This is a genomic window from Saccharothrix sp. DSM 118769 (assembly GCF_052936295.1).
Genome location: NZ_CP193627.1, coordinates 5438171 through 5464313, shown reverse-complemented (window position 1 = coordinate 5464313; position 26143 = coordinate 5438171). Strand labels below are relative to the sequence as shown.

Annotated in this window: 24 protein-coding genes and 1 pseudogene; 14 read left to right on the top strand and 11 right to left on the bottom strand. The window is 74.8% G+C overall.

What is annotated here, in order from left to right:
* Positions 1-162: 162 nt before the first annotated feature.
* Positions 163-339: a hypothetical protein gene (locus ACRAKJ_RS23390; protein ID WP_438920972.1), complete on the bottom strand. Its 177-nt coding sequence runs from the start codon at positions 337-339 to the stop codon at positions 163-165.
* 257 nt (positions 340-596) lie between these two features.
* Between ACRAKJ_RS23390 and ACRAKJ_RS23385 the strand changes: the two genes are divergently transcribed.
* The 8 genes and pseudogenes from ACRAKJ_RS23385 (at position 597) to ACRAKJ_RS23350 (ending at position 5343) form a co-directional block, all read left to right on the top strand.
* Complete coding sequence (locus tag ACRAKJ_RS23385; protein WP_438920973.1) at positions 597-815, top strand: hypothetical protein; 219 nt, start codon at positions 597-599, stop codon at positions 813-815.
* Positions 816-960: 145 nt separating this feature from the next.
* On the top strand, positions 961-2190 hold the full coding sequence (locus ACRAKJ_RS23380; RefSeq protein ID WP_438920974.1) for an ATP-binding protein: 1230 nt from the start codon (positions 961-963) through the stop codon (positions 2188-2190).
* Between the two features lie 3 nt (positions 2191-2193).
* A complete protein-coding gene (locus ACRAKJ_RS23375; RefSeq protein WP_438920975.1) occupies positions 2194-3039 on the top strand; it encodes a hypothetical protein in 846 nt (281 codons plus the stop codon).
* Positions 3040-3079: 40 nt separating this feature from the next.
* Complete coding sequence (locus tag ACRAKJ_RS23370) at positions 3080-3250, top strand: hypothetical protein (RefSeq protein ID WP_438920976.1); 171 nt, start codon at positions 3080-3082, stop codon at positions 3248-3250.
* Positions 3235-3651, top strand: a complete 417-nt coding sequence (locus tag ACRAKJ_RS23365) for a LuxR C-terminal-related transcriptional regulator (RefSeq protein ID WP_438920977.1) — start codon at positions 3235-3237, stop codon at positions 3649-3651. Before ACRAKJ_RS23370 ends, ACRAKJ_RS23365 begins: the two co-directional genes overlap by 16 nt.
* A gap of 178 nt (positions 3652-3829) precedes the next feature.
* Positions 3830-4285, top strand: coding sequence for a hypothetical protein (locus tag ACRAKJ_RS23360; protein ID WP_438920978.1), 456 nt, complete (start codon positions 3830-3832; stop codon positions 4283-4285).
* A 107-nt stretch (positions 4286-4392) separates the two neighbouring features.
* Positions 4393-4578: pseudogene (locus tag ACRAKJ_RS23355) on the top strand (transposase); the annotation flags it as partial.
* 141 nt (positions 4579-4719) lie between these two features.
* Positions 4720-5343, top strand: coding sequence for a cysteine hydrolase family protein (locus ACRAKJ_RS23350; RefSeq protein WP_447009107.1), 624 nt, complete (start codon positions 4720-4722; stop codon positions 5341-5343).
* A 25-nt stretch (positions 5344-5368) separates the two neighbouring features.
* Here the strand turns inward: ACRAKJ_RS23350 and ACRAKJ_RS23345 are convergent, their stop codons facing one another.
* Positions 5369-5869, bottom strand: coding sequence for an ATP-binding protein (locus tag ACRAKJ_RS23345; protein ID WP_438920980.1), 501 nt, complete (start codon positions 5867-5869; stop codon positions 5369-5371).
* Between the two features lie 254 nt (positions 5870-6123).
* Complete coding sequence (locus tag ACRAKJ_RS23340; RefSeq protein ID WP_438920981.1) at positions 6124-6669, bottom strand: YceI family protein; 546 nt, start codon at positions 6667-6669, stop codon at positions 6124-6126.
* Positions 6670-6761: 92 nt separating this feature from the next.
* Here ACRAKJ_RS23340 and ACRAKJ_RS23335 point away from each other — a divergent pair, with 92 nt between their 5' ends.
* From ACRAKJ_RS23335 to ACRAKJ_RS23315, 5 genes are all read left to right on the top strand, one after another.
* A complete protein-coding gene (locus ACRAKJ_RS23335) occupies positions 6762-7253 on the top strand; it encodes a MarR family transcriptional regulator (protein ID WP_438920982.1) in 492 nt (163 codons plus the stop codon).
* 126 nt (positions 7254-7379) lie between these two features.
* Positions 7380-9524 carry a hypothetical protein gene (locus ACRAKJ_RS23330; protein WP_438920983.1) on the top strand — a complete coding sequence of 715 codons (2145 nt, stop codon included), beginning with the start codon at positions 7380-7382 and terminating at the stop codon, positions 9522-9524.
* A 107-nt stretch (positions 9525-9631) separates the two neighbouring features.
* Positions 9632-10618: an AAA family ATPase gene (locus tag ACRAKJ_RS23325; protein ID WP_438920984.1), complete on the top strand. Its 987-nt coding sequence runs from the start codon at positions 9632-9634 to the stop codon at positions 10616-10618.
* 5 nt (positions 10619-10623) lie between these two features.
* A complete protein-coding gene (locus ACRAKJ_RS23320; protein ID WP_438920985.1) occupies positions 10624-11763 on the top strand; it encodes a DUF58 domain-containing protein in 1140 nt (379 codons plus the stop codon).
* A 73-nt stretch (positions 11764-11836) separates the two neighbouring features.
* On the top strand, positions 11837-13882 hold the full coding sequence (locus ACRAKJ_RS23315; RefSeq protein WP_438920986.1) for a transglutaminase-like domain-containing protein: 2046 nt from the start codon (positions 11837-11839) through the stop codon (positions 13880-13882).
* Positions 13883-13943: 61 nt separating this feature from the next.
* Here ACRAKJ_RS23315 and ACRAKJ_RS23310 read toward each other — a convergent pair whose 3' ends face one another.
* The gene (locus ACRAKJ_RS23310) at positions 13944-15566 is read right to left on the bottom strand and encodes a protein kinase domain-containing protein (RefSeq protein ID WP_438920987.1); all 1623 of its coding nucleotides are present in this window, start codon (positions 15564-15566) and stop codon (positions 13944-13946) included.
* Between the two features lie 38 nt (positions 15567-15604).
* On the bottom strand, positions 15605-16837 hold the full coding sequence (locus ACRAKJ_RS23305) for an MFS transporter (RefSeq protein WP_438920988.1): 1233 nt from the start codon (positions 16835-16837) through the stop codon (positions 15605-15607).
* 129 nt (positions 16838-16966) lie between these two features.
* Here ACRAKJ_RS23305 and ACRAKJ_RS23300 point away from each other — a divergent pair, with 129 nt between their 5' ends.
* Positions 16967-17791, top strand: coding sequence for an ATP-grasp domain-containing protein (locus tag ACRAKJ_RS23300; RefSeq protein ID WP_438920989.1), 825 nt, complete (start codon positions 16967-16969; stop codon positions 17789-17791).
* Positions 17792-17825: 34 nt separating this feature from the next.
* Here ACRAKJ_RS23300 and ACRAKJ_RS23295 read toward each other — a convergent pair whose 3' ends face one another.
* From ACRAKJ_RS23295 to ACRAKJ_RS23270, 6 genes are all read right to left on the bottom strand, one after another.
* Positions 17826-18443: an alpha-ketoglutarate-dependent dioxygenase AlkB gene (locus ACRAKJ_RS23295; protein ID WP_438920990.1), complete on the bottom strand. Its 618-nt coding sequence runs from the start codon at positions 18441-18443 to the stop codon at positions 17826-17828.
* Positions 18444-18492: 49 nt separating this feature from the next.
* Entirely contained in the window at positions 18493-18651 is a 159-nt protein-coding gene (locus ACRAKJ_RS23290; RefSeq protein ID WP_438920991.1) for a hypothetical protein, read from the bottom strand.
* Positions 18652-18800: 149 nt separating this feature from the next.
* On the bottom strand, positions 18801-20951 hold the full coding sequence (glgB, locus tag ACRAKJ_RS23285) for a 1,4-alpha-glucan branching protein GlgB (RefSeq protein ID WP_438920992.1): 2151 nt from the start codon (positions 20949-20951) through the stop codon (positions 18801-18803).
* Complete coding sequence (locus tag ACRAKJ_RS23280) at positions 20948-22222, bottom strand: maltokinase N-terminal cap-like domain-containing protein (protein ID WP_438920993.1); 1275 nt, start codon at positions 22220-22222, stop codon at positions 20948-20950. The genes glgB and ACRAKJ_RS23280 overlap by 4 nt, the downstream gene beginning before the upstream one ends.
* Entirely contained in the window at positions 22219-23895 is a 1677-nt protein-coding gene (gene treS / locus ACRAKJ_RS23275; protein WP_447008661.1) for a maltose alpha-D-glucosyltransferase, read from the bottom strand. Before treS ends, ACRAKJ_RS23280 begins: the two co-directional genes overlap by 4 nt.
* A complete protein-coding gene (locus ACRAKJ_RS23270) occupies positions 23892-25892 on the bottom strand; it encodes a maltotransferase domain-containing protein (protein WP_438925791.1) in 2001 nt (666 codons plus the stop codon). The genes treS and ACRAKJ_RS23270 overlap by 4 nt, the downstream gene beginning before the upstream one ends.
* Positions 25893-26143: the final 251 nt, after the last annotated feature.

Sequence of the window (26143 nt, the reverse complement as noted above, 5' to 3'; positions counted from 1 at the left end):
GAAGTCCGCGCCCCACGTCGTCTGCGGGTTCGGCCGCTGGTAGCGGAGGTGGGAGTCGATGTCCGGACTGGAGGCGGTGCAGATGAACTCGGTCCGGCAGCAGTCCCGCGATCGCTGGTCGACCCCGGCGTACCAGGCGTCCCAGCCCTCGGCCCCGATCGGTCACGGGCTGTGGGCCGGGTGGATCACCCCTTCGACGTCCAGGCCGACGCCCCGTTCGGCGAGCAGGTTGCGGGTCCCCTGGACGGGCGGGGGTGGCGAGGACGGACCGAGGTCCTCCGGACCGAACTCCCCGGCCGAGCCACGCGCACCGATGAGCAGCACCTTGGCGCAGTCCACCGGCTGGTAGCTCAGGCCGCAACGGGGCAGCCTGCTGTCGAAGGCGTTGAACGGTGTCCCGTTGACGTGGAAGTCGGAGATGAACTCCGCGCCGACCTCGTCCCGGATGCCGCTGCCGTTGACGAACGTGCCGTGGTTCCGGCACCGGACGGTGATCGCCGTGCCCGCCGGGACCTGACCCGGCAGCGTGGCGTTGAACGACGGCGCGGAACGGGTGTTGACGGCCTGGGCTGTGGTGGAGGTCGGGGGCGGCGGAGATGATGTCGACCTGCGCGGTGGCCGTGCTCGCGCCGGCCCGGACGCGCACGTCGTTGCCGCTGGTGTGGTGGCCGGTGACGGCTCCTGCGGACGTGGTCGTGCCCAGCATCCCGAGCACGGACAGCAGAACGGCGCACACGGCGATCGCGCCGCGTCCCCCGTACGGGTTCTCGTTCATCCGGCCCTCCTCGGCCCGTCCTCGCGACGGGCGTGGCTGAAGGGTCACGCCGGTGTGACCGGCGGGTCGTGCCGCTCGTCCGGGGGGCAGGTGCGGCCCGGTTCGTCGACCTGCGGGGCCCCGCGCGCCTGCCCCCCGAAGAGGGGGCACGGCGGTCATCGACCCGGGCCGGGTCCGGGAGGACGATGAACAGGGTGTCGAACACCTCGCACCGCGCCCACGACACCGCGCCCGACGCGGCGGTGTTCCAGGAGGCGGTCGAACTCGGAAGTCGACTGGCGCTGCGCCCCATGGGAGCGAGGGTCGCGGCCCTGTACGAGACGACCACCGTCGCGGCGTTGGCGGCGGGGCTGTGGGACAGGTGGTCGGCTTCCGCGGCGGTGGTCGTCGCGGTGGCGTCGGCGCACGGCGTGCTGCTGCACCTCGGCTGCCGGTACGGGCGGACCGGGGTCGCCGCGACGATCGTCGTCCTGCTGCCGGTCACGACCGCGTTCGTCGTCGGTGTCGCACCGGACCTGGGCGCGCACAACGCGCAGCTGGTGATCGCCGTGCTCGTGAGCGGGTCGGTCATGGGCCTGTCGATCTCGGTCGGGCCCTGGTGGGGTGTGCTCGCGCTGGTCGTCGGCGTGGCCGGCTGGGCGTTGCTGCTGTGGCCAGCGGGGCGGGCGGTCGACCTCGGGGTGGTGTTCACCGGAGCGGTCTTCACCGCGGCGCTGGGCATCACCGCGTCGGTCATGGTGCGCCGCGGGGCGAAGTTGACCGAGCGCCTGATGACGGCCGCGGAGACGTCGCTGGCCGCTCGCGCGGTCGCGGACGCCAGGTGGCTCGCGCGGATGCGGCACAACAGGACGTTGCACGACACGGTCCTGTCCACGTTGACCGTTCTCGCGCACGGCGGCGGCGGTCTGCCGGCCGACGTCGTCCGTCAGTCCTGCCGCCGGGACGCCGATGCGCTGGCGGCGCGCCTGGAGGCACCTTCGACGCCGTCCGTCGAAGTCGCGGTCGACGCCGACCGGGGTCTGTGGTCGGAGGTGCGGCGCACGTGGGCGGTGAGGTCGCTGGGGGTCGAGGTGTTCGGCGACGCCGCCGCGCTCGCACTGGACGGCGTGAGGGCGGAGGTCGTGGCCGCGCTGTCCACCGCCCTCGACGAGTGCCTGACCAACGTGGCGGAGCACTCCGGGGTCTCGGTCGCCACCGTCAGCGTGCAGCTCGGCCGGTCGGAGGTGCACTGCGCCGTCGTCGACGAAGGCCGGGGCTTCGATCCGGCGGCCGTGGCCCCGGACCGCCTGGGCCTGGCGGAATCGGTGCGCGGCCGGCTGCACGACGTCGGGGGGACCGCGGCGGTCTTCTCCCGGGTCGGCGAGGGGACCACCGTGCTGCTCACCGTGCCGCGGGACACCGGACCCGGGCGGTAACCGGTGGCGGAGGGCGTTCACGCGGCGAAGGGCCGGGTCCTGGCGGGGATGACGGTCGTGCCCAACGCGGGACGGATCGCGCTGGCTGTGGGCACGGTCAGCGCCGTGTTCTCCGCGCTGCAGCTGGTGACCTGGTGGGCCACCTGCACGAACCCCTGGGTGGCGGTCGCGGCATGGGCGTTGGTGCCCGCGGTGGTGGTGGGCGGGGTCGCCGTGGGCACGCGGAGGGGCGGAACCTCGCCGGCGGTCTTCATGGCGGGCTGCGTCGCCGTGCTCTACGGGGTGGACCTGCTCGTCATGGCGGTGCTGCCTCCCGCGGAGAGGTACGGACCGGCCGCGTGGAACTGGGGCGCGGTGGCGACGACGCTGCTCGCGCTCTCGCCCTACCGCCCGGCCCGCGAGGTGGTGATCGCCGCGGTCGGCCACGCGGGGATCGGTGCCGCCGCCGTGACCGTCGCCGATCCCGGCGCGCGGATCGACGGGGTCGCCGTCGGGGAGGAGTTGACGACCTCACGCGACAGCACACCGGTCGAGGTCGTCGGATCACTGGAAGGACTCGGCCGCGACGACACCACGTACCTCATCGCGCTCGTCGGCCTCCTGCGCGGTTTCACCGGTTGGCGCTCGGTGCGGATCACGGTCGGCGGGTCCGCCGTCGTGGCCGTCGTCGTGACGGCCGCGGGCCCCGCGGCGCTCGCCGCGGCGAGCGACCCGTCCGTCCGGGCCGCCGCCGCAGACCTGGGCGGTGAGGTCCGGCTCGCACCACCCGACGTCCTGTTCGTCGAAACGCGGCGGCCGAGCCGCGGGGACAGCACGGCATCCGCCTCCGAGCGTCACACGAACGGGTGAAGCAGTGATGATCTGCCGACGCTGGTGCGACGATGGCGCGATGGGAGTCGTCCACGGCCGAGCGGAGCCGATCCGGCTCGCGATCCTGGACAACGACCCCATCGTGCGCCACAGCCTCCACAACTGGCTGTGCGACGCCGATCCCGAGGTGTCGGTGGCGGTCGTCGTGGGCACGTGGTCGGACGGTCATCGGGAGTGCGGACCGTCGTGATCAGCGTGCTGTCCCAGCCCTGGCACGTGAAGCAGAGCATCGGCGCGGGGGCGCTGGGCCACGTGTCGAAGGACGCCACCGCCGAAGAGATCATCGACGCGGTCAAGGCCGCGGCGGCGGGGACCTTCCACATCACGCCGGCTCTGGCGAGGATGCTCATCGTCGGCGACGACGCGACCCATCCCGACCTCAGCCGGCAGGAGATCCGCGCCCTCACGCTCTACGCGGCCGACCTGCCCATGAAATCGGTCGCCCGACAGATGGGGATCAGCGTCCACACGGCGAAGTGCTACATCGACCGCGTGCGCGAGAAGTACACCAAGGCCGGACGGTACACGCGGTCCAAGCTCGAACTCCGCCGGCGGGCGGTCGAAGACCACCTGGTGACCGACCGCGAGTGACCGACCGCGAGTGACCGAGCCAGGCCGACGAGACCGGGGGGCAGCGCGTTCGCCCCGCCGTCGGCTCGGGTCGCCCCGTCGATGGGGCGACTCTCGATGTAACGATTTGCGAGCAGGCGACGACTCACAGTCACTGGGCACTGTTCGCCCGTGGTCCGGAGAACCGGGAGTGGTTGTCATGACGAGACTGAAACGCGCAACGACGACGAAGAGCCGCACGGGGAGGTTCGGCGCGATCCTGGCCGCGGTGGCGTCGGTTGCCGGGATGGTCTTCGCGGTCGCACCCGCCACCGCGGCCGACTACCCCACCAGCACCTTCACGCTCCCGTACACGGTGAGCTACTACAACGGCACGGTCACCTGGTACAACCGGTCGGTCGGCATCACCGGGGCGTTCAAAGCCAGCAACTGCCGGCGGGTCTACGTGCGGTCGTTCATCGGCAGCACCACACTGGACTTCCAGAGCACCAGCCTCTGGTGCAACAGGTCCGGGTCGGCGCCCTTCACCCTGGACGCGAACGTCGTCGGCGGGGCCGACAACATCTGGATCTACATGACCGACGAGAACGACGTCAACCTCGTGACACGCACCTGCTACCGCACCGCGGACTACTGCATCGCCGGTCTGCACTAGCCCCACCGGTCAAGGCGCCCCGCGGACCGGTGCGGTGAAGGGCTTCCGGCGAACGGCGGGCAACGCCGGACGGGTCGACGCCGTGGCCGCTCCACCGCGGGTGCCCCGTGCTGTCGTCCGGCGGCCTCCCACCAGCCCGTTCAGCGGGCGAGGCGGTATCCCGCCGACAGAAGCACTGCCGTCGCGTGATCGTGGACGCGATCGGCCACGTGGTCGACAACGGCGTCGAGTGGCGGGCGCTGCCCGCGGACTTCCCGCCGTGGCAGACGGTCCGCAAGCGGTTCGCCGCCTGGGAGGAGGTCGGCGCGTCGGGACGGCCGCCGCGTCGCCGGGCACCGGGTCCTCGACCGGGTGGAACCCGGTCGCCGCATTGCCGCGCCGGCCCTGGACCCGTTGAATCGGGTCCGCGACCCACGCCGAGCAGGGAGCTGCGGATGACCGAGCTGGTGCTGGACCCGAAGACGACCGCCCTCGTGCTGATCGAGTACCAGAACGACTTCACCAGCGAGGGCGGGGTGCTGCACGACGCGGTCAGCGGTGTCATGGAGAGCACGGGGATGCTGCCCCGGACCGTCGCGCTGGTCGAGGCCGCGCGGGCGGCGGGTGCGACGGTGATGCACGCGCCCATCTCGTTCGCCGAGGGCTACCACGAGATCTCCGCGCACCCCTACGGCATCCTCAAGGGCGTCGTGGACGGCAAGGCGTTCGTCAAGGGCAGCTGGGGCGCCGCGATCGTCGACGACCTCGCCCCGCGCGGGAACGACATCGTCGTGGAGGGCAAGCGGGGCCTCGACACGTTCGCCAGCACGAACCTGGACTTCGTGCTGCGCAGCAAGGGGATCACCACCATCGTGCTCGGCGGGTTCCTCACCAACTGCTGCGTCGAGTCGACCATGCGCAGCGGCTACGAGAACGGCTACCGGGTCGTCACGCTCACCGACTGCGTCGCCGCCACCTCCCGGGAGGAGCACGACAACGCGCTGCGGTTCGACTTCCCGATGTTCTCCGTTCCGGTGACCGCCGACGACGTCGTCACCGCCCTCGGACGAGGGCGGTGACCCGTCCGGCGGCGGTGGCGACGGGCTACTCGGGGCGGCCCTGGGCGCCGCCCAGGCCGTAGAGGATGCGCTGGATCACCTCGGGGTCCACGTCCGGCTCGTCGCCCAGCTTCTCCGCGGCGGGGGAGCGGCGCGGTTCGCGGCGCGGCAGCGGCACCGACGAGGCGTTCATGCCCGAGGGGAGCGGCAGCTCGCACCAGGCCAGGTGGCCGCCCGCGGTGAGGTCGACGAGGCCCGCGCGGGTGCCCGCCAGCTCCGGCGGCACGGCGACGCGGTTGCCCTCGACCTCGACCACGAGGTAGGTGCCGGTCAGCCGGAGCCGCACCAGCAGGAAACCCGGGGCGCGGTGGTCGGCGACGTCGACGGCGGCGCCCACGAGCCGGCGCGCGGTCTGGGCGGCCTCGTCCTGCATGCCCCGCAGCCGCCACTCGCCGAGCGAGAAGCGCACGAACATGTCCGCGACGTTCACCGCGGTCGGTAGTGCGACGAGTCGAAGGTCATCGACCTGCTCGGTCTTGGCGTTCACACCGGTCCCTCCTCGACTGCGTCCGGCGCGTGTTGCGCCAGATGGTGCCATGCCTGCGTCCACGTCACCCACGCGGTCCGCAGACCGTGAGCAGACCGTGTCCGCGAGCGGCTTCCGGCACCGGTGCCCGGCCGGGGGGGAACCCGGTGTCACGGGCTAGTACGGCCGCGGGCCGGGTTCGGTTCACCCGGATCGCGCGAAGGCCCCACCGGAGCACCGGCGGGGCCTTCGCGGGGGGTCTTCGCGAGCGGGGCTCAGCCCTGCTTGGCGGCCTCGATCTCCAGCAGGATCGTGATCTTGTCGCCGACCACGGCGCCCGCGGGGCCGCCGGTGATGCCGAAGTCCTTGCGGCTGATCTCGGTGGAGGCGGAGAAGCCGGCGACCTTGGCGCCCTCGGACATGCCGTCGCCGAAGCCGTTGAGCTCCAGCTCCAGGGTCACGGCCTTGGTCACGCCGTGGAACGACAGCTCGCCGTCGACGAGGAAGCCCTCGCCGTGGGCGCGCACGCCGCTGGAGGTGAAGGTCAGCTCCGGGAACTTCTCGACGTCCAGGAAGTCCTCGCCGCGCACGTGCGCGTCGCGCTGCTCGTTGCGGGTGTCGATCGACGCGGCGTCGATCTTGGCGGTGACGGTGGACTCCAGCGGGTTCTCGGCGGTCACGATCGTGCCCTCGAAGGTGCCGAAGTGGCCGCGAACCTTGGACACGCCCAGGTGGCGGACCACGAACGAGATGTCCGAGTGCACCGGGTCGATCGCCCAGGTGCCCACGAGGTAGCCGGGGATCGCAGTCTGCGAGGTCATCGTGAAGTCCTTCTTCGTCGGTCTGGTTGAACTCTCAACTGAACATAGCGCATCCTGGTTGAGTGTTCAACAACGGACGTATGATGGGTGCCATGAGCGACGTGCGGTGGTTGAGCGCCGAAGAGCAGCGGGTCTGGCGTGGCTTCACGACCGCCGTGACCAAGTTCACCGAACACCTGGACCGGCAGTTGCAGCGCGACTCCGGCATGCCGATGGCCTACTACGAGATCCTGGTCGCGCTGTCCGAGGCACCGGAGCGCTCGATGAGGATGAGCGAGCTAGCCTCGGTGTGCCTCTCGTCACGCTCCCGACTCTCCCACGCGGTGGCCCGCCTGGAGAAGGAGGGGTGGGTCGAGCGCCGGGCGTGCCCGTCGGACCGGCGCGGCTCGATCGCGGCGCTGACCGACGAGGGGTTCGCCGTGCTGCGCGCCGCCGCCCCGGGGCACGTGGCCGCCGTGCGCGAGCACCTGTTCGACGTGCTGACGCCCGAGCAGCTGGAGGCGCTGGCCGGCATCAGCCGGGCGATCGACGCCGGCCTGACCACGGAGTGCGCCAAGGCCCGCGCCGAGCTGGGCGAGTTCTGACCCCGCCCCCGGCGCGGGGGAGGAGCTGTCCGATGTGGACGCGTCCGGCCCGGGTCCGTTCGGCCGTCCGGAGCAGGATTCGCCGTTGTCCCCGGAACGTCACGGCAGACCGTTAGCATCCGCCCCGTGGGATGGAAGCCGGGAACGATCGCCCGCCGCGTCGCCGACGCGGGCCGACGCGGGTCCGCGAGCGCCGCCGCGGCCGCCTTGGGACTCCTGCTGCTGGTCGGCGCCGCACTGGGCGACGGCATCTCGCGCACCGCGGTCGAGGTGACCGACGGGCTGACGTGGCTCGGCGACGACCAGCGCGGTGAGGTCGTCCAGGTCAACCCCAGCTCCGGGAAACCGCAGACGCGCCTGCAGGTCAGCGGCGCGGACGCCCAGCTGGAGATCGCGCAGTCCGACGACGCGCTGGTCGTGCTCGACCGGCGCACCGGCCAGATCACGGTGATCGACCTGGCGACGCTGCTGGCCTCGGGCCGGCGGCAGGCGCCGGCGGGACCGTCGGCCAAGGTGCTGATCGCCTGGGACCAGGTGTTCGTCGTCGACCGGGCGGCCGGGTCGATCCACAACGCGGACCCGGTGACGCTGGCCGATATCGGCGCGCCGTGGCTCGCGGGCCAGCCGCTGGCCGACGTGGTGGTGGACGACGACGGCGTGGTGTGGGCGGTGGACCACGGCGGGAACCTGCACGCGCTGGAGTGGTCGCCCGACGAGCAGCGGTTCCTGGAGCGGTCGGACCGGCCGGTGCCGGGCGCGGGCCCCCGCACGGCGCTGGTGCCGCACGAGCGCGGCGTGACGCTGCTGGGCCTGGAGGGCGGCGTGGTGCTGCGTGACGGCACCGGCCGCGACCTCACGGCGAGCACCGACTCCCTCTCCGGCGAGGTGCTGGCCGCCCAGACGAGCCCGACGGGCCTGGTGCCCGCCTCGGTGCCGGACGCCGCCGCGGTGGTGCTGCTCAGCGGCGACCGGGTGGTGCGCGTCGACATGGGCCGCTTCGACTGCCGCAAGCCGGGCAGGCCAGCCGTGTACCGCGACCGCGTGTACGTGCCGTGCCGCGGCTCGGGCAAGGTCGTGGTGCTCGACCGCTCCGGCGGGCGCGGCGCGGACGACGTGCGCACCGGCGGTTCCGGCGACCCGGCGCTGGTGTTCGACGACGGCCGGCTGTTCATCAACACGCCCGGCGCCGACTCCGGCGTCATCGTGGACACCGACGGCAGCACGCGCACCGTGGTGGTCCGCAGCCCGGAGCTGCCGGTGGTCGACCCCGACCGCACGCCGACGCCGAGCGTGCCCAGCCCCCCGCCGCCGCGCCCGGACCCGCCCACGCGCGACAACCCGCGCGGCGGCCCGCAGCAGCAGCAGGGCGGCGGCGAGACGACCACGACGGCGCCGGCGACGACGCAGAGCCAGGACGTGCCGGGGCAGGCGCCGGGCGCGCCCGCCACCGTCTCGGTGACCCAGCGGAGCAACAACGGGACGTCCGTCGTGGTGGCGGTGACCTGGGCCGCGGTGCCCGACGGCGGCGAACCGCTGACCGGGTACTCGGTGACGGCGACCGGCGGGTTCTCCGGCGGCACCCGGACCGCGCAGGTGACCGGCACCTCGACCGAGCTGACACTGCCGTGCGCGGGCTCGACGTTCTGCGCCGGCGGCCGGCTCGACGTGGCCGTGTCGGCCTACAACCGGTTCGGCGCGGGCGAGGCCGGTGCGGCGTCCTGGGCGGTCCGCCCCGCCGCGGTGGTCACGACCACCACGCAGGCGCCCCCGCCGGTGGTGACCACGACGCAGGCCCCGCCGCCCGTGGTGACCACGACGACCACCACCCCGCCGCCGCCCCCTCCGCTGCCGACGCCCGACGTCGCGGTGATCGGCACGGTCGGCACGGGCTCGAACGTCTTCGAGAAGCGGGTCACCACGGCCCCGCCCGCCGACTGGGCGGCGCACACCGGGACCTGCGAGGTGGTGAACCTCGAACTGGGCGCCACGGCGCCGGTCCCGTGCGCGGGCGGCTCGGTGTCGATCGCCGTGGACTACGGCTCCAACTCGCTCGTGGTGCGGGCGTACGGGCCGAGCGGGTCGGTGGACTCCAAGATCCGCGTCGCGCCCGTCCGCGAGCCGCCGGAGACGTGCGGTGGCCGGATCTGCCAGCCGAGGAGCATCTCCGAGCAGCAGGAACCCGGTCAGCTGGTGGGCGGCGGGATCGGGCTGCTGGCCACGGCGTGGCTGCTGCGGCTGCGCGACCGGCGCCGCGAGGACGAGCGGGACTGAGCCGAGCGGGACCGAGGGCGAGCGGGACCGGGACCGGGCGGGACCGAGGGCGAGCGGGCGGAGGTCGGGCCCGCGGCGGGACGACGTGCACGAGCGAGGGGCGAGGCGTGACCAGTACTGCGGTTCCGGCGATCGGCGAGGACGAGATCGCGGCGTTCCGCGCGTTGCACGCGCGCCTCGGTGACGCGGTCGAGTCGGCCGTGCGCGGCAAGCGCGACATCGTCGACCTCGTCCTGGTGTCGATGTTCGCGGGCGGGCACGTGCTGCTGGAGGACGTGCCCGGCACCGGCAAGACGACGCTGGCGAGGGCGGTCGCGGGCGCGCTGGGCGGGCTGTCGCGACGCGTGCAGTTCACGCCCGACCTGCTGCCCTCGGACGTGACCGGCACGTCGGTGTACGACCCGCAGACCGGCCAGGTGCGCTTCCGCCCGGGACCGGTGTTCGCGAACGTCGTGCTGGCGGACGAGATCAACCGGGCGGCGGCGAAGACCCAGTCGGCGCTGCTGGAGGTGATGGAGGAGCGCACGGTCACCGTGGACGGCGTCGCGCACTCGGTGCCCTCGCCGTTCCTGGTGGTCGCCACGCAGAACCCGATCGACCTGGACGGCACCTACCGGCTGCCCGAGGCCCAGCTCGACCGGTTCATGCTGCGCACCTCCATCGGCTACCCCTCGGTGGAGCACGAGATCGACGTGCTGCGGCCGGGCAGCGGCGCGGGCCAGGTCGGCGCGGTGCCCGCGGTGAGCAACCCGCACGTGGTGGCCGAGCACGGCCGCAGGCTGGCGACGCTGCACGTGGCGGACCCGCTGCTGCACTACGTCAGCGACCTCGGGGTGGCCACCCGCCGCGACGACCGGCTGCGGCTGGGCGCGAGCACGCGCGGCCTGCGGGCGCTGGTGCGCTGCGTGCAGGTGTACGCCGCCGCGCAGGGCCGCCACTTCGTGGTGCCCGGTGACGTGCAGGCGCTGGCCGTGCCGGTGCTGGCGCACCGGCTGGTGCTCACCCGCGAGGCGCAGCTGGCCGGCAGCACCACCGAGGAGGTGCTGGCCGACGTCCTGGCGGGCGTGGCGGTGCCGAGGCCGGCGGCGCGGTGACCCGCGTGCGGCTGACCGCGCGTGGGCTGGGCGCGGTCCTGCTCGGGGCGGCGCTGGTCGCGGCGGGGCTGTGGTGGCGCTACCCGGGGGTCGTCGGGCTGGGCGCGGCGCTGGTCGCGCTGGCGCTGGCCGGCGTGGTGTCGGTGCTCTCGCGGGCCCGGGTCGAGCCGAGGCGCACCGTGCGCCCGCGCACCGTGCAGCGGCTCGGGTCGTGCCGCGGCGTGCTGGAGCTGACCGGCACCAGCAGGCGGTTCCCGGTGCTGTTCGACGCGACCGACGAGGTCGCGGGCGAGATGGTGCCGGTGGACCTGCCCCTGCTCGCACCCGGCCAGGAGGTGAAGGTCGAGTACCCGATCCCGACGCACACCCGGGGCCTGGTCGCGGTCGGGCCGCTGACCCTGGACCGGCGCGGGTTGGCGGGCCTGGCGCGGGCCCGGACCGTGGTCGGCGACGTGGTGGAGGTGCGGGTCGTGCCGCGCGTGCTGCCGGTGCGCGGCCTGCCCGGCGGCGCGCGGCGCGGTCAGGTGGGCGCGGACGAGCGCGTCGAGCGCGGCGGCACCGACCTGGTCGGCCTGCGCGAGTACGTGCCGGGCGACGACCTGCGGCGGCTGCACTGGGCGACGTCGGCGCGCACCGGCACGCTGATGGTCCGGGAGGACGCCGACCCGGCGCGCCCGCACCTGGCCGTCGTGCTGGACGACCGCGCGACGGGCTACGCGGCGGCGGGGGACTTCGAGCACGCCGTCGAGGTGGCCGCGTCGCTGGTCGCGGTCGCCGTCGCCGACGGGCACCCGGTGCGGCTGGTGACCTCCTCGGGCGCGGTGGACCTGGAGCTGCCGCCGGGCGCGGTGGACGCGGACGCGGCGGTGGTGCTGGCGGCGCTGGCCGACGTGGGCGTGGCGGGGGGCGGGGGTGTGGCGCGGCCCGTGCCGATCCGCGACCTGGACGTGGTGGCGGTGGTGTGCGGCGCGGCGGCCGACCTGTCCGCGCTGGTGCTGGAGGCGGGACGGGCGTCGGTGGGCGTCGTGCTGGCGGTGGACCCGGAACCGGTGAGCCCGGTCTCGGCCACCGGGTCCGTGCTCGTGCTGCGGCACCCCCGGGCCGAAGGGCTGCTGGACGCCTGGAACGCGGTGGTGTCGCGGTGAGGGGCGGGTCGGTGGTGTCGCGCCGGCGGCCGGCCGGGGTGCTGTCAGGTGCCTGCGGCGCGGTGGTGTCGCGGTGAGCGCGCGGCTGGGCTGGTCGGCGTCGCTGCTCGTGGTGGCCGCGCTGCACCTGGGCGCGGGGTGGCAGGGCTTCGCGCCGTCGCTGGTGTTCGCCGGCGCCGCGCTGGCCGCGTTCGCGTGCCTGCCGCTGCTGCGGTGGCGGCGGCTGCCGACGGGGCTGGTGGCGTTCGGGCTCGTCGCGCTCGCCGTGGCCGGCGCGTACCGGGTGGCCGCGCCCGCGGCGGTGGGCTCGACCGACCCGCTGCCCGTGCTGCTGGACCTGGTGCCGAGGCTGCTGACGGCGGCCCGGCCCGCGCCCGCCGCGCCGGAACTGCTGGCGCCCGGCGCGCTGCTGGTGTTCGCGGTGTCGCTGCTGGTCGTGCTGTCCCTGCTGCGCGGCGGCCGGTCGCTGCTCGCGCCGCTGGTGGGCGCGGTGGTGCTCTACACGGCCACCGCGCTGCTCACCGCCGGGCGCGCCGACCGCGCGGGGCTGGTCGCGGTGGGGCTCGTGGCGCTGGTCGCGCTGGGCTGGCTGCTGGTCGACCGGCTGGAGACGGGCGGCCGGGTGCTGACCGCCCTGCCCGCCGTGCCGGTGGCCGTGGTGGCGCTGCTGGCGCTCGTGCTGCCGCCCGGCGCGGCGTTCGAACCGCGTGACCTGGTCGAACCGCCGGTCAGCGGGCTGGGCGTGGCGAACCCGCTGCCGCAGCTCGCCTCGTGGGCCGACCTGGGCGACACCGAGCTGTTCCGCGTGCGCGGCCCCGAGCGGGCGATCCGGCTGGCGGCGCTGTCGGACTACTCGGGCGCGGCGTGGCGCGCGGCGTCGCTGTACGGGCCGATCGGCGCGGTCGCGGAACCCGACCTGCCCGCGGGCGCGCGGGTCGACGAGGCCGAGGTCGAGGTGACCATCGGCGAGCTGCGCGGCAGCTGGCTGCCCACCGCGGGCCGGCCGACGGCGGTCTCCCTCGCCGACGCGGTGGTCGACCCCGACTCCGGCTCGCTGGTGCTGCCCGCCGAGCTGTCGCCGGGCCTGACCTACCGGGTGCGCGGGGCGGTGGACGTGCCGGCCGACGACGACCTGCTGACCGCCACCGTGCCCACCGGTCCCCGGACGCGCCGCTACCTGGCCGTGCCCGGGTTGCCGGAGTCGCTGGCGGAGTACGCGCGGCAGGTCGTGCGGGCCGCGCGGACGCCCTACGAGCGGGCGGTGGCGATCGAGCAGGTGGTCAAGCAGGACCGGACGCCGGACGCGCGGGCGCCCGTCGGGTCGTCGTACGCGCGGCTGGAGCGGTTCCTGTTCGGCACGCCCGGCGAGCCGGGGGCGAACGCGGGCACCGCCGAGCAGTTCGCGTCGGCGTTCGCGGTGCTGGCCCGCTCGGTCGGCCTGCCGACGCGCGTGGTGGTCGGGTTCCAGCCGGCGGCGGGGGAGGAGCGGGTGGTGCGCGGCAGCGATGCCACCGCGTGGCCGGAGATGTACTTCGCGGGCTGGGGCTGGGTGCCGTTCGACCCGGTGTCGGGCGTGTCCTCGGGCGGCGCGAGCGCGGCGCAGAAGCGCGAGGTCCTCGACCGGCTCGCCTCGGTCACCGCGAGCCCGACCAGCACCTCGCTGTCCCCGCCCCCGCCGCTGGTGACGCCGTCGAGCCCGGTGGCGGCGCAGGCCGCCCCCGGGGCGGGGTCGCGGCGGTGGACCGGCTACGCGGTGCTCGGCGCGGTCCCGGTGCTCCTGCTGCTGGTGCTCGTCCTGGCCAGGGCGGACCGCGGTCGCCGGCTGCGCCGGGCCGGGCCGACCGGCGCGTGGGCGCACGTGCTGGACGGCCTGCTGCTCGCGGGCCGCACGCCGCCGCCCGACCGGACCGCGCCGGCCGTCGCGCGCGACCTGGGCTCGCCGGCCGCGCTCGACCTGGCCCGGCTCGCCGAGCACGCGGCGTTCGCGCCCGACGCCCCCGCGTCGGCGGGCCGCGCCTGGGAGCTGGCCCGCGAGGTGCGCCGCGACGTCCGCCGCCGGGTGCCCTGGTACCGGCGGGTGTTCTGGGCCGTGGACCCGAGGCCGCTGCGGCGGCGCTAGCCGCGCCACCGGCCGGGCGCCACCGGCCGGGCGCTACTGGTTGGGCGCTACTGGTCGGGCGCTACCGGTTGGCGCGGACGGCGCACGTGCGGGCCGAGGCGGCGCGCTGCGTCGTCGGGTCGGCCAGGCCGATCGCGAGGACCTGGAAGCAGTACTGCGGCGCGTCGGGCTCCAGGCCCTCCAGCACGTGGGAGGTCGCGCCGGCCGCCACCGTCACCAGGGGTTTCGCCGTCGGACCGGTCACGTCCACCACGACGAACTGCGCGCCGCCCCCGCTCGGGTCGGTCCAGAACAGCTCGATGCGGTCCCCGGTGTCCTCCAGGCGCTTGAGCACCGGCGTGATCGCCGGGTCGCCGCCCTCGGGCACGGTCGCCGCCGTCGTGGTGGGCGCGGGTGTGGTGGTGGCGGTGGTCGTCGCGGGCGCGGCGGACGACGTCGGCCCGGCCACCCGCTCGGACGCACCGGGCAGGCTCAGCGCCACCCCGACGCCCGCGCCGACCACCACCGCGACCGCGCCCGCCACCACCCACCGCCCGCGTGAGCGCCTCCGGGCGGGCGGTTCGGGCAGCTCCACGACCGGCGGCGGGGGCGGCGGCACGACGGGGCGCGGGCGCGGCTCGTGCCGGACGGTCAGCTCCGCCAGGTCCTCCGCCCACGTGCGCACCGGCTCGGCAGCGGGGCCGGGCTCCGGTTCGGGTGTCTCCACCTCGGTGCGCGGGCCGAAGTCCGGCACCGACGTCGGCCCGTCCGGGAAGCGCTCGAGCACCTCCCGCCGCACCGCCGCCGTGTGGTCGGGGTCCACTGTGGACTGCGGTGTCCAGGTCGGCACGGCCGCCAGCGCGGCGCGCAGCGCCAGGGCGTCCGGGAACCGCTCGTCCCGCGACTTGCGCAGGCACCGCAGGATGATCGCGATCAGCTCGACCGGCACGTCGCGGCGCAGCAGCGACCGCGGCTGCCCCTCGCGCACCCGGCCGAGGTAGCCGAGCATCGTGTCCTCGCCGGGCCGGTCCGAGGTGAACGGCGGCTGCCCGTCCAGCAGCGTGAACAGCGTCGACCCCAGCGACCACAGGTCGTCCGAGGCGTCCGGCGGCTGCCCGTCCACCATCTGCGGCGCGGCGTGCCGGTAGCTGACCAGGTGCAGGGACGCGGTGTGCGCCGCGTCCGCGCCGCGCGCGATGCCGAAGTCGGCCAGCACGTAGGACGTCGGCAGCACCAGGATGTTCTGCGGTTTCACGTCCCGGTGCAGGATGCCCTGCCCGTGCGCGAACGCCAGCGCGTCGGCCACCGCGATCCCGGCCGCGACGACCTCCTGCACCGGCAGCGGCCCGCGCTGCGCGAGCCGGTCGGCCAGCGACCCGAGGTCGTAGTACTCCATCACGATGCACGGCCGCCCGGAGACCACCCCGGTGTCCAGCACCGTCACGATGTGCGGGTGCTGGCGGCCCAGCCGGACGGTGATCTCCAGCTCGCGGCGGAACCGGCCGACCGCGTCCGGGTCGGTCACGTCGAGCACCTTCACCGCGACGTCCCGGCCCAGCCCGTCCTGGCGCGCCCGGTACACCGTGCCCTCACCGCCGTGCGCGACGAGCCGGAAATCGCTGTACCCGGGCAGCGCGACCACGGGGTATGCGGCGTCCCCGGTCGGCTGCGGCGCCCAGGCCATCAGGTCGTCGCCGTGGTCCACGCGCCGATCGTAGTCCGTGCCCGCGACGCGGTCGGGCGTCACGAGGCCGGGCCTGCGGTCCCGGCCCGGACCCGGCGGGCGAGGGGCCACCACACGGCCAGTTGCAGCACGGCCAGCGCGAGCGCGAACGGCAGCAGCGTCCACACGCCCGCGCCCTGGGCCAGCGCGCCCGCCCCCCACGGCAGGACGCCGCCGCCGATCGACGACCCCGCGTTCAGCAGGCCCATCGCGGTCGGGGCCAGGCGGTCGCCGGTCAGGACCGGCACCACCGCCATCGCGGTCGGGAACACCGGTCCCAGGGCGAAGCCGAGCAGCGCGAAGCCCACGAGCGGGGGCAGGGGGGTCAGCCACATCAGGGCGGAGACCACCGCCACCCCGCCCAGGCACGCGGTCATCAGGCCGACCGCCGTCCAGCCGAGGCGGGTGAGCACGGGGCTGATCGTGAACCGACCGGCGGTCAGGCCCAGCCAGTAGCCGCTCACCGCGTAGCCGGCGACCAGGTCGGCGTGCCCGCGCGCCTCCACCAGGTAGCCGAACCCCCAGCTGCCGACGGCCTGCTCCAGCCCGACGTACAGCAGCAGCAACAGGGTCGCCGCCGGCACGCCCCGGCGGCGCAGCGCCGCGCCCAACAGGCCCCCCGACCCGACCTGCCCCGACCCGACCGGCCCCGACCCGACCGGCCCCGACCCGACCGGCCCCGACCCTGCCGGCGCCGCCACCCCGGGCGGTGCGGCGGGGAACACGGCCAGGTAGCCGGCGGCCAGGGGGAGCGTGACCAGGCCGAGCACCAGCCAGGTGGTCGGCCACGGCGCGACCTCCAGGAGCCGGGTCGCGCCGATCGGGCCGAGCAGCGCGCCCACGCCGAAGAACGCGTGCAGCCGGTTGAGCCGGGTCGTGGCGTTGGGCAGCGCCGCCAGCTCCGCGTTGAGGACCGACTCCAGCACCCCGCTCGACCAGCCCGTGACGACCTGGAGCAGCACGAGCACCGCGAACGGCGGGTGCAGGGCGGTGACCAGCGCGCCGGCCGCCAGCAGCAGGCCGTTCGAGCACAGCGCGGCGCGCGGTCCCCAGCGGTGCAGCAGCGGCCCGGCGGCGGCACCGCCCAGCGCGAACCCGGCCGCGCCGGTCAGGAAGACGACGCCGAGCGTGGACCGGTCCACGCCGTAGTCCACGAGCTGGGTCGGCAGCAGCACGCCCACCACGGCCGCGTTGACGCCCAGCAGCGCGAAGGTCGCGCAGGCCACCGCCACCCGTGCCCGAACCCCGCCCACCCCGGACCTCCCCCCGTCGCCCCTCCCATGATCAACCGGCGGGCGCGTCGGGCGCGAGGGTTTGCGCAAGGTGCGCGACCTCCGCGAAACCGCTGGCCCTCGGCCGCGCGGACGATCACCATGACGGCCATGATGCTGCTCGTCCCCGCCGACCCGCTGCGGCCGGTGCGCCCCGACCCGCACTTCGCCCCCGAGGCCGCCGCCGCGCGCGACGCCGGCCACCGCGTCGCGGTCGTCGACCACGACGCGCTCGCCCGGGGCGAGGCGGACCGGGCCGTGGCGCGGGTGCCGGCCGACGACGACGCCGTCTACCGGGGCTGGATGCTCAGCTCAGGGCACTACGCCGCGTTCGCCGCCGCCCTCGCCGCCCGGGGCGTCACCGCGCGCACCACGCCCGAGCAGTACCGCCGCGCCCACGAGCTGCCCGGCTGGTACGACGACTTCACCGCGCTCACGCCGGGGTCGGTGTGGACGGACGGCTTCGACCGCGACGCCTTCGACCGGGCCCGCCGCGACCTCGGCGGCGGCGCGGCCGTGCTGCGCGACTACACGAAGTCCGAGAAGCACCACTGGGACGAGGCCGCGTACATCCCGGACCTCGCCGACGCCGGGGCCGCCTGGAAGGTCGCCGAGCGGTTCCTCGAACTGCGCGGCGACGACGCCACCGGCGGGTTCGTGCTGCGCCGCTTCGAGCGGTTCACCTCCACCGAGGTCCGCACCTGGTGGGTCGACGGGGCCTGCGTGCTCGTCGGCCCCCACCCCGACACGCCGAACGAGGTGCCCGACGCGCCGGACCTCGACGTGGTCGGACCGCTGGTCGCCGACCTGCGGTTCGCCACCGTCGACCTGGCCCGGCGCGCCGACGGGGAGTGGCGGGTCGTGGAGCTGGGCGACGGCCAGGTCAGCGACCGCCCGAGCACCACCGCCGCGGACGCCCTCGTCGCCGTCCTGTGAGGGTGCGGGGACCCGAGGTCCCCGCGCCTCCCGGTCAGCGCACGCCGCGCGGCCGGAACTGCACGCTGACGCGGGGGCCGACGGGCTTCGGGGCCTTGGGCACGGCGTGCTCCCACGTGCGCTGGCACGAGCCGCCCATGACGATCAGGTCGCCGTGGCCCAGGGCGTAGCGGGTGGTCGGGCCGCCGCCGCGCGGGCGCAGGGCCAGGGCGCGCGGTGCGCCGACGGACACGATCGCCACCATGGTGTCCTGGGTCGCGCCTCGCCCGATCGTGTCACCGTGCCAGGACACGCTGTCGCGGCCGTCGCGGTAGTAGCACAGGCCGGCGGTGCGGAACGGCTCGCCCAGTTCGTCGGCGTAGAACCCGCTCAGCGCCGCGCGCGCCTCGGTGAGCACCGGGTCGGGCAGGGGAGCGGCCTCGTCGTAGAAGCAGAGCAGGCGCGGGACGTCGACCACGCGCTCGTACATCTGCCTGCGCTCGGCGCGCCACGGCACCTCGGCCACCAGGCGGCGGAACACCGCGTCCGCGCCGGTCAACCAGCCCGGCAGCACGTCCACCCACGCGCCGTCACCCAGGACCGTTCGCCGCACGCCGGTCAGCGGGCGCAGCGCGGGGGCCTGCTCGCCGTCGTCGAACAGCGACACCTGCATGCGGGCAGCATAACCCGGTGGTCGAACGCGTGTTCGACCTCGGGTACGCTCAGGCGTCCGGTTCGGGCTTGCGCCTGCGGCCGCCCGTGCGCGCCGGCGCGGCCTGCTCCTGGGCCGGCTCGGCCTGCGGCGGTCCGGTGGCCTCGGTCTCGGCGGGCTTGTCGGTCAGCAGCATCGCTGCCAGCTCGTCGTAGATCGGTGTGCTCATAGAAAGATCCTCTACCCCGTTTGTACGCAAGTTACACGCGTGTACGTCAGGGGATACGTCCAGGGTTGGCATTCCGGCGCACAACCCGCCGGAATGCGGATGAGGGGGCGGGCGCCCGCGCCGCCCGCCCCCGCGTCACCCGAGGCCCGTCACGCGGGCGTCAGCCACACCGCCCCGCAGGCCGGCAGGTCCAGCTCCGCCGAGGCGGGCAGCCCGCCGAGCGGGTCGGCGACGGCCCGCACCACGCCGTTCACCACGCCCGCGCCCCCGTACTCCGGTGCGTCGGTGTTGAGCACCTCCCGCCACGCGCCCGCGTGCGGCAGGCCGAGGCGGTGGCCCCGGTGGGCCACGCCCGCGAAGTTCAGCGCGCACACCAGCACCGAGCCGTCCGCGCCGTGCCGCGCGAACGCGACGACGTTGTGGTCCGCGTCGTCCGCCGAGATCCAGGAGAAGCCCGCCGGCGTGCCGTCCAGGGTGTGCAGCGCCGGTTCCCGGCGGTAGGCGGCGTTGAGGTCGGCCACCGCCCGCCGCACGCCCCGGTGGAGGTTCACGTCACCGTCACCGCCGGTGCCCTCGTCGTCGAGCAGCCACCACCCGAGCGAGCCGTTCGCGTCCCACTCCCACGGCTGGCCGAACTCGCAGCCCATGAACAGCAGCTTCTTGCCCGGGTGCGCCCACTGGTAGGCCAGCAGCGACCGGACCCCCGCGGCCTTGAGCCGGTCGTCGCCGGGCATCCGCTGCCACAGCGAGCCCTTGCCGTGCACGACCTCGTCGTGCGACAGCGGCAGCAGGTAGCGCTCGCCCCACGCGTAGTCAACTGAGTGCGTGATCCCGCCGTGGTGCGCCGCCCGGTGCACGGGGTCGTTGCCCAGGTAGCGCAGGGCGTCGTGCATCCACCCCATGTTCCACTTGTAGTCGAACCGCAGGCCGTCGTCGGCGGTGACGCCCGGCCAGGTCGTGGACTCCTCGGCGAACACCAGCACGCCGGGGCAGCGCGCGGTGACCGCGTCGTTGAGCCCGCGCAGGAACTCCACCGCCTCCAGGTTCTCCCGCCCGCCGTGCTCGTTGGGCAGCCACTCGCCGTCCGGTCGCGAGTAGTCCAGGTACAGCATCGACGCGACGGCGTCCACCCGCAGCCCGTCGAGGTGGAACTCGGTGAGCCAGTACAGGGCCGAGGCGGTCAGGAAGCCGCGGACCTCGGGGCGACCCAGGTCGAAGATGTACGTGCCCCAGTCCGGGTGCTCGCCGCGCCGGGGGTCGGGGTGTTCGTAGAGCGGGGTCCCGTCGAACCGGGCGAGCGCCCACGCGTCGCGCGGGAAGTGCGCCGGCACCCAGTCCAGGACGACCCCGATGCCGAGCGAGTGCAGGTGGTCGACGAGGTAGCGCAGGTCGTCCGGGCCGCCGAACCGGGCGGTCGGCGCGAAGTAGGACGTGGTCTGGTAGCCCCACGAGCCGCCGAACGGGTGCTCGGTGACGGGCATCAGCTCGACGTGCGTGAACCCGGTCTCCAGCACGTGCTCGCCCAGCTCGTGCGCCAGCTCCCGGTAGGACAGCCCGGGCCGCCAGGAGCCCAGGTGCACCTCGTAGACGCTGATCGGCGAGGCGTGCCAGTCGGTGGCCCGCCGGGCGGCGACCCACGACCCGTCGCGCCACGCGTGCCGCGACGAGGTCACCACGGACGCGGTGGCGGGCGGCGCCTCGGTGGCGAACGCCATCGGGTCGGCGTGCTCGTGCCAGGCGCCGTCCGCGCCGAGCACGCGGAACTTGTAGCGGCAGCCCACGCGCACGCCCGGCACGAACACCTCCCACACACCCGCCCCGAGCCGCCGCAGCGGCGTGCCGCGACCGTCCCACGAGTCGAAGTCGCCCGCGACCCGCACGCCCCGCGCGTGCGGGGCCCACACCGCGAAGGAGACGCCGCCGTCGCGGGGGTGCGCGCCCAGCACGTCCCACAGCCGGGGGTGCTCGCCGCGGGCGATCAGCTCCAGGTCGGCGGGCGTCACGGTCGGCTCGGCGGCGTACGGGTCCCCGACGACGCGGGTGTCGCCGGGGCGCTCGACCTCCAGCAGGTAGTCGGCCGGCTCACCCGGCACGACGCCCGCGAACAGCCCGTGCGACACCTCCCGCAGCGGGTGGCGCGCCCCGCCGGCGAGCACCGCGACGGCGAGCGCGCCCGGCTGCACGGTGCGCACGACCGTGTCGCCGCCCTCGCGGTGCGGCCCCAGCAGGGAGTGCGGGTCGTGGTGGTCGCCCAGCAGCAGCCGGTCGACCTCCTCCGGGGAGGACAGCACGCCGGTCACGACGCCGCCCCCAGGATGCGGGTGACCGCGCCGAGCGGGATCGACGTCCAGTCCGGCCGGTGGGCGCGCTCGTAGGCGACCTCGTAGACGGCCTTGTCCAGCTCCAGCGCGTGCAGCAGCTCGGGCCGGGAGCGCGGGTCGTCGAGCACCTCGGCGTAGCCGTCGCAGAACGCCGCCCGCGCCCGCGCCGCCCAGGCGGGGTCGGCCGCGCCGCCGTGGTGGGCGGCGTAGTCGAACGACCGCAGCATCGCGGCGACGTCCTGGAGCGCGTGGCGCGGGGCCCTGCGCTCGGCCGCCGGCCGGCCCGGCTCGCCCTCGAAGTCGATGACCGTCCAGCGGCCTCCCGACCGCAGCACCTGGCCCAGGTGCAGGTCGCCGTGCACGCGTTGCAGGGGGAACGGCCCCCGCAGGGTCCGCAGCCGGTCGTACGCGGCGCGCACCGCGTCCTCGTGCGGCGCCAGCTCGGGCACGCCGCCGGCCAGCGCGTCGAACCGGCGGTGCAGCCGGTCGGCGGTGTCGTCGAGGGTCTCGACCACCGTGGTGCGCGGCCCGAACGCTCGGGCCAGCGCGCCGTGGACGGCGGCGACGGCGCGCCCCAGCCGCGCGGCCTCGGGGGTGAAGGCGTCGCGGTCGGCCGTGGCCAGGTCCCAGCCGTCGCGCGCGCCGGGCAGGAACTCCTGGAGGATGCCCAGCGCGGCGTGCGAGCCGTCGACCCGCAGCGTGATGCTGCCGAGCATCCGGGCCACGTGCGGCGCGCCCACCGAGTGCAGCGCCCGGTGCGCCTCCACGTCGGGGTGCGCGCCCGGCTGCACGCGTCGGAACAGCTTGAGGACGTAGCGCTCGCCGAGCACCAGGGACGTGTTGCTCTGCTCCCCGGTCAGCACGCGGGCGGGCAGGTCGAGGTCGACCCGCGCGCCCGGCTCGGCCTCGAACACCGGCCCGTCCTCGTCGCCGGTGCAGTTCGCCAGCAGCCGCGACAGCAGCTCGCCGTCGTGCGTGGCCGCGTAGAACGCGCCGGACGGGGTGTCGAGGACCGCGGCGTCGTCGAGCGCGGCGGGCAGCGCCCCCCGCACGCCCAGCAGCACCTGGTAGCGCTCGCCGTCCGCGGTGAGCAGCACGTGCAGCAGACCGGGGTCGCCCTCCAGCAGGGTGGTGACCCGTTCGACGTGCACCAGCTCCGGGGAGCGGCCCCCGCCCGCGTACCAGCGCTGCCGGGGCAGCCAGGTCGCGAACGCGTCGGCCAGGGCGTCGAGCCCGAGCGCGGTGGTCATGCCGCACCTCCGTCGAGCCGGAACCAGTAGAAGCCGTGGGCCGGCAGGGTGAGCTGGTAGCTCTCGCCGCCGATGGCCGGGAACCGCGCGCCGCCGGTCAGCTCGACCGGCACCCGCCCGTCGAGGCCGGGCAGCTTCACCTCGACGGGCTGCGGCCGGGGGGAGAAGTTGAAGACGCACAGCAGCGTCTCGCCCGCGTGGTGGCGCAGGTAGGCCAGGACGGCCGTGTTCGACACGTCGGCGGCCGCGTAGGTGCCCAGGCCGAACGCCTCGTGCTCCCGGCGCACGGCCAGCAGCCGGCGGGTCCGGTTCAGCGGCGAGGACTCCAGCCCGAGCTGCGACTCGACGTTGACGCCGCGGTAGCCGTACACGGGGTCGTCGACGACCGGCAGGTAGAGCCGCTCGGGGTCGGCGGTGGAGAACCCGGCGTTGTGCTCGCGGGTCCACTGCATCGGCGTGCGCACGCCGTCGCGGTCGGGCAGCCAGATGTCGTCGCCCATGCCGATCTCGTCGCCGTAGTACAGGACGGGCGAGCCGGGCATGGACAGCAGGATCGCGGTGAGCAGCTCCTGCTGCCCCCGGTCGTTGCCCAGCAGCGGGGCCAGCCGGCGGCGGATGCCCACGTTGGCCCTCATCCGCGGCTCCGGCGCGTACTCGGCGTACATGAACTCGCGCTCGTCGTCGGTGACCATCTCCAGGGTCAGCTCGTCGTGGTTGCGCAGGAAGATGCCCCACTGCGCGCCCGACGGGATGGGCGGCGTCCGCTCCAGGATCTCGGTGACGGGCAGCGCCGACTCCTTGCGCAGGCCCATGAACAGGCGGGGCATGAGCGGGAAGTGGAACGCCATGTGGCACTCGTCGCCGCCCACGCCCGGGTCGCCGAAGTAGTGCGCCACGTCGGCGGGCCACTGGTTGGCCTCGGCCAGCAGCACCCGGCCGGGGTACTCGTCGTCGACGACCTTGCGCACCAGCTTGAGGAAGTCGTGCGTCTCCTGCAGGTTCTCGTTGTTCGTGCCGTCCCGCTCGAACAGGTAGGGCACGGCGTCGAGCCGGAACCCGTCGATGCCGAGGTCCAGCCAGAAGCGCAGGACGTCGAGCATGGCGCTCTGCACGGCCGGGTTGTCGTAGTTCAGGTCCGGCTGGTGGGAGAAGAACCGGTGCCAGTAGAACTGGCCGCGCTCCGGGTCCCAGGTCCAGTTCGAGGACTCGGTGTCGACGAAGATGATCCGGGTCAGGTCGTAGCGCTGGTCGCTGTCGCCCCACACGTAGAAGTCGCCGTACGGGCCGGTGGGGTCGCGGCGCGACTCCTGGAACCACGGGTGCGCGGACGAGGTGTGGTTCATGACCAGGTCGGTGATGACCTTCATGCCGCGCCGGTGCGCGGAGTCGAGCAGCCGCACGAAGTCGGACAGCTCCCCGAACTCCGGCCGCACGGCCCGGAAGTCGCTGATGTCGTAGCCGCCGTCGTTCATCGGGGAGGCGTAGAACGGCGGCAGCCAGACGCAGTCCACGCCGAGCCACTCCAGGTAGTCCAGCTTGGACTCCAGGCCGGCCAGGTCGCCGACGCCGTCGCCGTTGGAGTCGGCGAACGCGCTGACCAGCACCTCGTAGAACACCGCGCGCTTGAACCAGTCGGCGGTGGTGGGGTCGTTCGCGAGCGACACGGTCCTCACGCTCCTTCGGTGCGACGTGCGGGGTCGCCCGTGGTCGGGCGGCCGATGTCGACGACGTGGGCCACGGCTGTGGCCGGGTCGAGCCGGACGTAGTTCTCCCGCCCCCAGCGCCAGGTCTGGCCGGTGACCTCGTCGTGCGCGGTGAACGCCTCGCCCACGCCCAGGTCGGCCGGGTCGAGGCGCAACGTGCCCTCCTGCGGCGTGACCGGGTCGAGGGTCACCACGCACAGCACGGTGTCGCCGGTGGCGGGGTCGGTCTTGGAGTAGGCGATCAGCGCGTCGTTGTCGACGTCGTGGAAGCGCAGCTCGCGCAGCTGCCGCAGCGCCGGGTGGGCGCGGCGCAGCTCGTTGAGGCGGGTCAGCCACGGCTCCAGCGAGCGCCCCTCGCGCAGGGCGCGCTCGAAGTCGCGGGGCTGCAGCTCGTACTTCTCCGAGGCGCGGAACTCCTCGCCGCCCTCGCGCAGCACCTCGTGCTCGTGCAGCTCGAAGCCCGAGTACACGCCCCACGTGGGCGCCAGCGTCGCGGCCAGGGTGGCGCGCAGCGCGGACATCGCGGGCAGGCCGGCCTGGAGCTCCCGCGGCAGGATGTCGGGGGTGGTGACGAACAGGTTCGGCCTGGCCTCGTGGCCGTGCGCGGCGATCTCCAGCCCGAAACCGGTCAGCTCGGCCTTGGTGTTCCGCCACGTGAAGTAGGTGTAGCTCTGGTCGAAGCCCAGGCGCGCCAACCCGTACAGGCGGGCGGGCCGGGTGAACGCCTCGGCCAGGAACACCACGTCCGGGTGCTCGTGCTTGACCTGCCAGATCAGCCAGTGCCAGAAGTCCGGCGGCTTGGTGTGCGGGTTGTCCACCCGGAAGATCCGCACGCCCTGGCCGATCCAGAACCGCACCACGCGGAGGATCTCCGCGCGCAGGCCCAGCGGGTCGTTGTCGAAGTTCAGCGGGTAGATGTCCTGGTACTTCTTCGGCGGGTTCTCCGCGTACGCGATGGTCCCGTCGGGCAGCTCGGTGAACCACTCGGGGTGCTCGGTCACCCACGGGTGGTCGGGCGCGCACTGGAGCGCCAGGTCCAGCGCCACCTCCAGGCCCAGCCCGGCGGCCCGGTCGACGAACGCCTTGAAGTCGACCAGCGTCCCCAGGTCGGGGTGCACGGCGTCGTGCCCGCCGTCGCGCGAGCCGATCGCCCACGGCGAGCCCACGTCGTCCGGCCCGGCGGTCAGGGCGTTGTCGCGCCCCTTGCGGTTCACCTCCCCGATCGGGTGGATCGGTGGCAGGTACACCACGTCGAACCCCATCCGGGCGATCCGCTCCAGCGCGTCGGCGGCGGTGGCGAACGTGCCGTGCACCGGCTTTCCCCCCGCGTCCCACCCCCCGGTGGAGCGGGGGAAGAACTCGTACCAGGAACCGTGCGCGGCGCGGTCGCGGTCCACCCACAGCCGGTGGGTCTCGCCGCGGCTGACCAGGTCGCGCACCGGGCGCTCGCGCATCGCCCGCGCCACCGGGGCGGCCAGCGCGGGCGCCACCCGCCTGCCCGGTGGCAGCGCCGGGTCGTCGAGCGCGCGTGCCGCGCCCAGCAGCGCCGCCCGCTCCTCCCTCGGCCGCTTGACCAGCGCCGCCCGCCGCAGCAGGTCCACGCCGGCGGCGAGGTCGTTGGCCAGCTCCGCCGCGCCCTGACCCGCGTCGAGCTTGGCCCGCACCGCGTGCTCCCAGGTGGCCCACGGGTCGGACCACGCGTCCACCCGGAAGGTCCACTGGCCGGGCCGGTCGGGGGCGATCGGGGCGGACCAGCGGTCCGCGCCCGGGTCGACCAGGACCATGCGCGTCCGCCGCGCCGCCCGGTCGCCGGGTCCCCGCCACACCACGGTCGCGCCCGCCGCGTCGTGCCCCTCGCGCCACACCGCGGCGGTCACCGGGACGTGCTCACCCACGACGGCCTTCGCGGGATAACGTCCCGCGGCGACCACCGGCATCACATCTTCGACATAGATTCGGCCGGACATCACACCCGTCCTTTCTCGGTGGATCGAACAAAAGGATGCCGCATCCGGAGAACGCGGATAACCGTTTCTCGATCGGTTCGGAAAGTTCCTGACCAGCGCATTCACCCGTGGTCGGGGCGGACGTCACGAAGTGCGCCATCGGCCGTTCGCGCAGGTCTTGCCGTTAACTCCCGGTCCTACTTCACGGAGTGGCCGTGCGGCCCCGTCCGGTGCTTGTCGCCCCGGCCCCGATCGGGTCAACTCGTCCTCGG